Origin of the sequence: Compostibacillus humi (assembly GCF_014637175.1) — a bacterium.
Taxonomy (GTDB): Bacteria; Bacillota; Bacilli; order Bacillales; family Amphibacillaceae; genus Oceanobacillus; species Oceanobacillus humi.
Map to the genome: position 1 here is coordinate 1 of NZ_BMEV01000152.1, position 972 is coordinate 972.

Sequence of the window (972 nt, forward strand, 5' to 3'; positions counted from 1 at the left end):
TTTGATTTTAAACCTTTATCCAAAGAAACACCTGAAAAGCCAAAGGTAGATATTTCACGAATTTATGTTTCCCCACATACTTTAGGGCTTATTTTGACTTACCACGTTAACTATGGGCTTTCAGCCCGTAAAACAGCGGCTTTGATGTACGATGTACACCAGATTAAAATTTCTCATCAAACCATTTTAAATTATATGAATAGTGTTGCCCTTATTACTAAACCTTTTGTAGATAACTATCCTTACGAATTATCAAACAGTTTCTGTGGTGATGAGACATATATTCGTGTGAAAGGTCGTTGGCATTATTTATTCTTTTTCTTTGATGCGGTTAAAAAGATTATATTGTCTTACCCTGTTTCGCCAAACCGTGATACATTATCTGCAATAAAGGCTTTAGATCAAGTACTCCAGAAGTTCAAAGAAATACCTGAAAACCTAACGTTTGTCGTTGATGGAAATCCTATTTACATTTTGGCACAGCATTATTTTGCTCAACACGATATTCATTTTGATATTCACAAGGTGATTGGTTTAACGAATGATGATCCGGTTTCAACAGAATATCGCCCCTTGAAACAAATCATTGAACGACTTAATCGTTCATTTAAAGGCAATTATCGGGCTACAACAGGTTTTGGATCACAAGAAGGTTCAGTATCCTATGTGACGCTTTTTGTGGCTTATTTTAACTTCTTACGTCCACATGCCTCACTGGAAAATAAGGTACCTGTTGTTATTCCAGAATTAGAAAAAATGCCGAATATGCCTGAAAGATGGACAAAATTAATTGATTTGTCTCAGCAATACTTGGTGGAGCAGAAATCAGCCTAGCTTTTGTTTAGCTGAGCCCGACAAATTAGCCATCGGCGAAGCGAACTCTTGACAAACCGAACTGGACAATGGTTTAAAATGGAAAAAGTCAGGGGCTTATTTGTCATGCCTTCTTTTGTTCCCTTCGCCCGTGACACC

1 protein-coding gene is annotated in these 972 nt (G+C 37.0%); it reads left to right on the top strand.

Annotation, left to right across the window (positions count from 1 at the left end; all coding sequences use genetic code 11):
- The coding region (locus IEV18_RS17050; RefSeq protein WP_229733711.1) for a DDE-type integrase/transposase/recombinase at positions 1-834 on the top strand (834 nt) is incomplete at its 5' end.
- Positions 835-972: the final 138 nt, after the last annotated feature.